At 64.0% G+C, this 6,350-nt stretch carries 7 protein-coding genes; 6 read left to right on the forward strand and 1 reads right to left on the reverse strand.

What is annotated here, in order from left to right; genetic code table 11:
• Window positions 1–103: 103 nt before the first annotated feature.
• The 5 genes from rsxD (at window position 104) to gloA (ending at window position 3,748) form a co-directional block, all read left to right on the forward strand.
• The gene (rsxD, locus tag AACR77_RS00535) at window positions 104–1,156 is read left to right on the forward strand and encodes an electron transport complex subunit RsxD (RefSeq protein WP_042879116.1); all 1,053 of its coding nucleotides are present in this window, start codon (window positions 104–106) and stop codon (window positions 1,154–1,156) included.
• A 43-nt stretch (window positions 1,157–1,199) separates the two neighbouring features.
• A complete protein-coding gene (gene rsxG / locus AACR77_RS00540) occupies window positions 1,200–1,832 on the forward strand; it encodes an electron transport complex subunit RsxG (protein ID WP_041212825.1) in 633 nt (210 codons plus the stop codon).
• Window positions 1,833–1,848: 16 nt separating this feature from the next.
• On the forward strand, window positions 1,849–2,607 hold the full coding sequence (locus AACR77_RS00545) for an electron transport complex subunit E (RefSeq protein WP_010674312.1): 759 nt from the start codon (window positions 1,849–1,851) through the stop codon (window positions 2,605–2,607).
• Window positions 2,608–2,621: 14 nt separating this feature from the next.
• Window positions 2,622–3,263, forward strand: a complete 642-nt coding sequence (gene nth, locus AACR77_RS00550) for an endonuclease III (RefSeq protein ID WP_005302279.1) — start codon at window positions 2,622–2,624, stop codon at window positions 3,261–3,263.
• A gap of 77 nt (window positions 3,264–3,340) precedes the next feature.
• Window positions 3,341–3,748, forward strand: coding sequence for a lactoylglutathione lyase (gene gloA, locus AACR77_RS00555; protein ID WP_010674310.1), 408 nt, complete (start codon window positions 3,341–3,343; stop codon window positions 3,746–3,748).
• Window positions 3,749–3,817: 69 nt separating this feature from the next.
• Here the strand turns inward: gloA and AACR77_RS00560 are convergent, their stop codons facing one another.
• Entirely contained in the window at window positions 3,818–5,449 is a 1,632-nt protein-coding gene (locus AACR77_RS00560) for a methyl-accepting chemotaxis protein (RefSeq protein ID WP_042879119.1), read from the reverse strand.
• 295 nt (window positions 5,450–5,744) lie between these two features.
• On the opposite strand from AACR77_RS00560, the gene AACR77_RS00565 reads away from it, so the two are divergent.
• The coding region (locus AACR77_RS00565; RefSeq protein ID WP_042879121.1) for a ZIP family metal transporter at window positions 5,745–6,350 on the forward strand (606 nt) is incomplete at its 3' end.

The raw sequence follows: 6,350 nt of genomic DNA on the forward strand, positions 1-6,350 counted from the left end.
CCCCAAGAAGGCGGCCATCGCCGCCGCCATCGCCCGGGCCAAAGCCAAGAAGCTGGCGGCCGAGGCCGCCTCCTCCCCTTCGACCGACAAGAGCCACTGATCCATGTTCAATATCGCGAGTGCGCCTTTTGCCCACAACCGCAAACAGACCCAGACCCTGATGGTGCTGGTGATCCTGGCCTGCCTGCCCGGCTTCCTGGCGCAGACCTGGTTCTTCGGCTGGGGGACCCTGATCCAGATCCTGCTGGCGCTGGTCACGGCCCTGGGTTCGGAGGCCCTGGTCCTTCGCCTGCGTGGCCGCCCCGTCAAACCGGCCCTGCTGGATGGCAGCGCGGCGCTCACCGCCGTGCTCATCGGTCTCTCCTTACCCCCCCTGCTGCCCTGGTGGATGCTGGTGCTGGGCACGGCGTTCGCCATCATCATCGCCAAGCATCTCTATGGCGGGCTCGGTCAGAACCTGTTCAATCCTGCCATGGTGGCCTATGTGCTGCTGCTGGTCTCCTTCCCGGTCCAGATGACCAGCTGGCTGCCCCCCTCCAGCATCGCCGCCTACGACATCGGCTTTGCCGATGCGGCCTCGGTGATCTTCACCGGCTTCAGCCTCGACGGCTACAGCATGCTGCAGCTCAAGCAGGGGGTGGATGGCCTGACCATGGCCACGCCGCTGGATACCTTAAAGACCGGGCTGACCCAGGGGCTGACCGCCACCGAAGTGATGACCCACAAGGTCTTCGAGGGCTGGGGTGGCATCGGCTGGAGCTGGGTCAACCTCGGCTACCTGCTGGGAGGCCTCTTCCTGCTCCAGCAGAAAGTGATCAACTGGCGCATTCCGACTGCCGTGCTGGGCGCATTGCTGCTCGCTGCCACCCTGGGCTATCTGGCCACCCCGGATGCCACTGCCACCCCCATGCTGCACCTGTTCAGCGGTGCCACCATGCTCGGAGCCTTCTTCATCGCCACCGATCCGGTGAGTGCCAGCACCACCGCAAAGGGGCGCCTCGTCTACGGTGTGCTCATCGGCGTGCTGGTCTATGTCATCCGCCGTTTTGGCGGCTATCCGGATGCCTTCGCCTTCGCCGTGTTGCTGGCCAACCTGTGCGTTCCCCTGATTGACAGTCTGACCCGCCCCAAGGTCTATGGAGCCAGTCGCAAATGAACCCCCATCTGAATTGCCGCAGACGCGAGACAGGGAGCCTCCCATGTTGAAAAGCATGCGCAAGAATGGCCTGACCCTGGCCCTCTTTGCCCTCGGCTGCACCGCCATGGTGGTGCTGACCAACGAACTGACCCGGGATCGCATCGCCCACCAGCAAGAGCTGGAGAAGCTGCGCACCCTGCAGGCCCTGCTGCCCGAGGGGAGTTATGACAACGATCTGGTGGCCAGTTGCAAGCTGGTCAGCAGCCGGGAATACCTGGGCAGCGATGAGCCCATGCCCCTCTATACCGCCACCCTCAAGGGGGTGCATACCGGCTACGCGCTGGAAACCGTGGCCCCCGATGGTTACAGTGGAGCCATTCGCATGGTGGTCGGCACCGATGCAAAGGGGGCCGTCAGCGCGGTCAGGGTGCTGGCCCACAAGGAAACCCCGGGGCTTGGTGACAAGATCGAGCTGAAGAAATCCAGCTGGATCGACAGCTTCACCGGCAAGTCCCTCACGGCCGACAACGACGCCACCTGGGCGGTGAAGAAGGATGGCGGCGAATTCGACGCCTTCACCGGAGCCACCATCACCCCGCGGGCCGTGGTCAAGGCAGTGAAAAATTTGCTGAGGCTGCAACAGGAGCACCCCGAACTGCTGCACGATGCCCCCTCCTGCCATACCAACCCCTAACGCCGGAGCACACGCTATGGAACAAGTCGACGTGATTGACACGGCCAGCCAACCCGCCGGGGAAAGTGGCCGCCGCGAAGAGCTCAAGGAGCTGATGTTGCAGGGACTGTGGAAGAACAACCCCTCCCTGGTGCAGGTGCTGGGACTCTGCCCCACCCTGGCGGTCTCCTCCACCTTTACCAATGCGTTGGGGCTAGGCCTTGCCACCATGGTGGTACTGGTCTGCTCCAACCTCGCCGTCTCCCTGGTGCGCAACTGGGTGCCCAAGGATATCCGCATCCCGGTCTACGTGATGATTATCGCGGCCCTGGTGACCAGCGTGCAGCTGTTGATGAACGCCTACACCTACGGCCTCTATCAGGCGCTCGGCATCTTCATCGCCCTCATCGTCACCAACTGCGTCATCATCGGCCGCGCCGAAGCCTATGCCTCCAAGAACCCGCCCCTGCTTGCCGCCCTCGACGGCTTCATGATGGGGCTGGGCTTTACCCTGGTGCTGCTGGTACTGGGGGGCCTTCGCGAGATCATCGGCATGGGCACCCTGTTTGACGGTGCCGAGCTGCTGCTGGGTGACTGGGCCAAGTCATTGCGCGTCGAGCTGTTCCACGCCGACGCCAGCCTGCTGCTGGCGATCCTGCCCCCCGGCGGCTTCATCGGCCTCGGTTTGATGATCGCCGGCAAAAACGCCATCAACGACTGGATGGGCCGCAAGCAGAGTGCCGAGAAGGCCCACTGCACCGTGCCGGCGGCGGGCGCCCGCACTACCCAGCTCTGAGACAAGAGAGAGCCATGAACAACCAGAAACGCAGGCTGATCCTGGAGCGGTTGCGCGATGACAACCCCCATCCCACCACAGAGCTCAACTTCACCACGCCCTTCGAGCTGCTCATCGCCGTGCTGCTCTCGGCCCAGGCCACCGACGTGAGCGTCAACAAGGCCACCGACAAGCTCTATCCGGTGGCCAACACCCCCCAGGCCATGCTGGATCTGGGGGTGGATGGGGTCAAGGAGTACATCAAGACCATCGGCCTGTTCAACACCAAGGCCGAGAACGTCATCAAGACCTGCGCCATTCTGCTGGAGCGCCACGGCGGCGAGGTGCCGGAGAATCGCGAGGCCCTCGAGGCCCTGCCCGGCGTCGGCCGCAAGACGGCCAACGTGGTGCTCAACACCGCCTTCGGCTGGCCCACCATCGCCGTCGACACCCATATCTTCCGGGTCTCCAACCGCACCGGCTTTGCAGTGGGCAAGAACGTCGATCAGGTGGAGGAGAAGCTGCTCAAGGTGGTCCCCGCCGAGTTCAAGCTGGACGTGCATCACTGGCTCATCCTGCACGGGCGTTACACCTGTCTCGCCCGCAAGCCCCGCTGCGGCTCCTGCATCATCGAAGATTTGTGCGAATACAAAGAGAAGGTCTATCCCGAGAGTTGATCTGCAGGCCTCTGCGGATCCGGTCTCGGGCCATGGATTCAAGGCAGTACCAATCCACCAACCCGGAGAATTGAGCAATGAGAATTCTGCATACCATGTTGCGCGTCGGCGATCTGCAACGTTCCATCGACTTCTACACCCGAGTGCTGGGCATGACACTGCTGCGCAAGAGCGAGAACAGCGAATACAAGTACACCCTGGCCTTCGTCGGCTACGGCGACGAGAAGGATGAAGCCGTCATCGAGCTCACCTACAACTGGGGGGTGAGCGAGTACGAGCTCGGTTCCGCCTATGGTCACATCGCCCTGGAAGCGGACGACATCTATGCCACCTGCGAGGCGCTGCGCGCCGCCGGCGCCAAGATCACCCGCGAACCGGGCCCGGTGAAGGGCGGCACCACCGTCATCGCCTTCGTGGAAGACCCGGACGGTTACAAGATTGAGCTGATTGCCAAGAAAGACGCCGGTACCGGCCTGGGCGCCTGAGCCCACGCCGCCTAGCGGTGAGAAAAACAACGGGGCCCAGGGCCCCGTTTTCATTGGCTGCGGCCACCGTCAGGCCAGGCGGAAGCGCCCCATGCTCTGGCGCAGACCCGCCGCCAGCTGGCTCAGCTCCAGACAGGCTTTGGCGGTGTGATCCGCGCCGGTCGCGACCTCGTTGGAGGAGTCGTTGATGCGCGCCACGTTGCGGCCCAGCTCATCGGAGACCGCATCCTGCTCGCCACAGGCACTGGCAATCTGGATCGCCATGTCGGCTATCTGGGCCACCGCCTCTTCAATCTGACGAATGCCCGCACTGGTGCGTTCGCTCTGGCTCACGCACTGGCGGATCATCTCGCAACTCTGGCCGGTCACCGACTTAGCCCGATTGGCACGGGCCTGCAGGGTCTCGATGATGGCGACGATTTCGCCGGTGGAGGCCTGGGTACGCCCCGCCAGGGTGCGCACCTCGTCGGCCACCACCGCAAAGCCGCGCCCCTGCTCACCGGCACGGGCCGCCTCGATGGCGGCATTGAGTGCCAGCAGGTTGGTCTGGTCGGCAATGCCGCGAATGACATCCACCACCAGGTTGATCTGGGCGGACTCTTTCTCCAGTTCACTCACCAGGTTGCCCGCCTGCTCCATCTCACCGGCCACCCGGGTGATGGCATCCAGGGCCCCCTGCACATCCTGACTGCCACGACGAGCCAGGGCATTGGCGGAGCTTGCCGACTCCGAGGCCACCTCGGTGTTGCCCGCCACATCCGCTACCGTCGCCTTCATCTGGGCCATGGCGGTGGCGACCTGGGCTATCTCCTGCTGCTGGCTCAGGATCCCCTGGGATGATTGCTCGGAGACCGCGCTCACCTCCTCGATGGCGGCCCCCAGCTGGGTCACGGCGGCGGCCACCTCCTCGATGAGCCCACGCAGGTTGTCCTGCATCTTGAGGGAGGCGCTGGCCAGCATCCCCAGTTCGTCCTGCCCGATGTGCTGGCGATCCAGCCGATGGGTCAGATCTCCCAGGGCGATGGCATTGGCCTGGGCCACCACGGCTTGCAAGGGCAGGCAGATCTGGCGGGTGAGGAACCAGGTCATGACCCCCATGAAGATCAGCAGGGTCGCGATGCTCACCACGGCAAAGGTCATCACCATGGTGACGCTGCCAAGCAGGCTGCCACGGTTCTCTTCCACAAAGCCAAGATTCACCTTCACAAGTGCACGCACCGCCAGCTCCAGCTCGGTGTAGAGCCCGTTCGAGCGAAACAGCGCCTCCCTGGCCTCATCCCTGCTGCCCTGGAACAACAGGGCATCCACCTGGTTGACGGCCCCCAGATATTGCAGCCACTGCTGCTTGACGCGGTTGAAGGCCTGGCGTTCATGCTCGGCCCCCACGGTTGCCTCGTAGGCATCCATGACCTGCTGCACCTTGCCCAGGCTCTCCTGGATGCGGGCGCGACGAACCTGCCTGTCGACGGCATCTTCCACCATCAGCAGGGCAAACTGGGCACGGCGCACATAGGAGACGTCATAGAGCAAGTTGTCCACCGAGAGCACGCTTGGCAGGGTGGAGTCGGTGAAGTTCAATACCCGATCCCGAATGTCCCGCAGTTCGGTGGCGAGAAACAGGCCGAAGACGGCGTTGATGACGGCAATGACCGCAAAGACGGCGGCAATCTTCTTGCCGATGGAGAGATGCTTGTAAGACATGTTGGCTGGTGATCCTCGACTGCAGATGTGCAGTGACACAATGATCACATCCGTGTAAGCGGTGACCCGAGACTCCTGACGGGAAATGACGATGGGAGCGAAGAGAGGGGATCCCTTGCTTCCCGCTCGCCCCACGCCGGGCCTTGTGCCCGCCACGAGGCTGCCAGCACAGGAGCGACCAGCTCGACGCAAAACTTGAGCCGATTGCCACAATCGGTCCGCCGTCATGGACAAAGCAGGGGCCAGGTTATGTAATGGCCGCTCGTCTCTCCCCATTCCTGTCTTCAGAGGCCCCATGGACAACGTATCGACCCTCTCCCCTTCCTGGTCTGTCCAACTGCGCGAGCAGATAGCGGATCGCCCCCTCATCGCCCTGGGGCTGCTGCTCGCCCTGGTCGCCGTGCTGCTGCTCCTGGTGCAGAGTCTCGTCATGCTGGCAGCAGGAGAGATCACGCCCGGGGTACGCTATGGCCTCATCGGCGGCGCTGCGGGTTTTGCCGCCACGGCGCTGGGCGCCCTGCCTGCCCTGTTCCTGCGCGCCGTTCCCCAACGGGTGGAAGATGCCATGCTGGGGTTCGCCGCCGGCATGATGCTGGCGGCGAGCGCCTTCTCCCTGCTGCTGCCGGGGCTCGAGGCCGCCGAGGGGATCACGGGTGACAGCTTCCTCGCCGCCGCCGTGGTGGTGGCCGGCATGACCCTCGGGGTGCTGCTGATGCTGGGACTGGATCAATTCACCCCTCACGAACACGACAAGACCGGCCCCTGTGGTCCCGGCCATGAGAGCTGCTCACGGGTCTGGCTGTTCGTCTTCGCCATCGCCCTGCACAACCTGCCCGAAGGCATGGCCATCGGGGTCAGCTTCTCCCAGGGGGACATGACGGTGGGACTGCCCCTCACGACC

This window comes from Aeromonas sp. ZOR0002 (genome assembly GCF_963866995.1).
GTDB classification, from domain to species: Bacteria; Pseudomonadota; Gammaproteobacteria; order Enterobacterales; family Aeromonadaceae; genus Aeromonas; species Aeromonas caviae.

Bases quoted from the DNA above. Each gene is read 5' to 3' on its own strand.
- gloA (WP_010674310.1), top strand. From the start codon at position 3,341: ATGAGAATTCTGCATACCATGTTGCGCGTCGGCGATCTGCAACGTTCC.
- nth (WP_005302279.1), top strand. From the start codon at position 2,622: ATGAACAACCAGAAACGCAGGCTGATCCTGGAGCGGTTGCGCGATGAC.
- AACR77_RS00545 (WP_010674312.1), top strand. From the start codon at position 1,849: ATGGAACAAGTCGACGTGATTGACACGGCCAGCCAACCCGCCGGGGAA.
- rsxG (WP_041212825.1), top strand. From the start codon at position 1,200: ATGTTGAAAAGCATGCGCAAGAATGGCCTGACCCTGGCCCTCTTTGCC.
- rsxD (WP_042879116.1), top strand. From the start codon at position 104: ATGTTCAATATCGCGAGTGCGCCTTTTGCCCACAACCGCAAACAGACC.
- AACR77_RS00560 (WP_042879119.1), bottom strand. From the start codon at position 5,449: ATGTCTTACAAGCATCTCTCCATCGGCAAGAAGATTGCCGCCGTCTTT.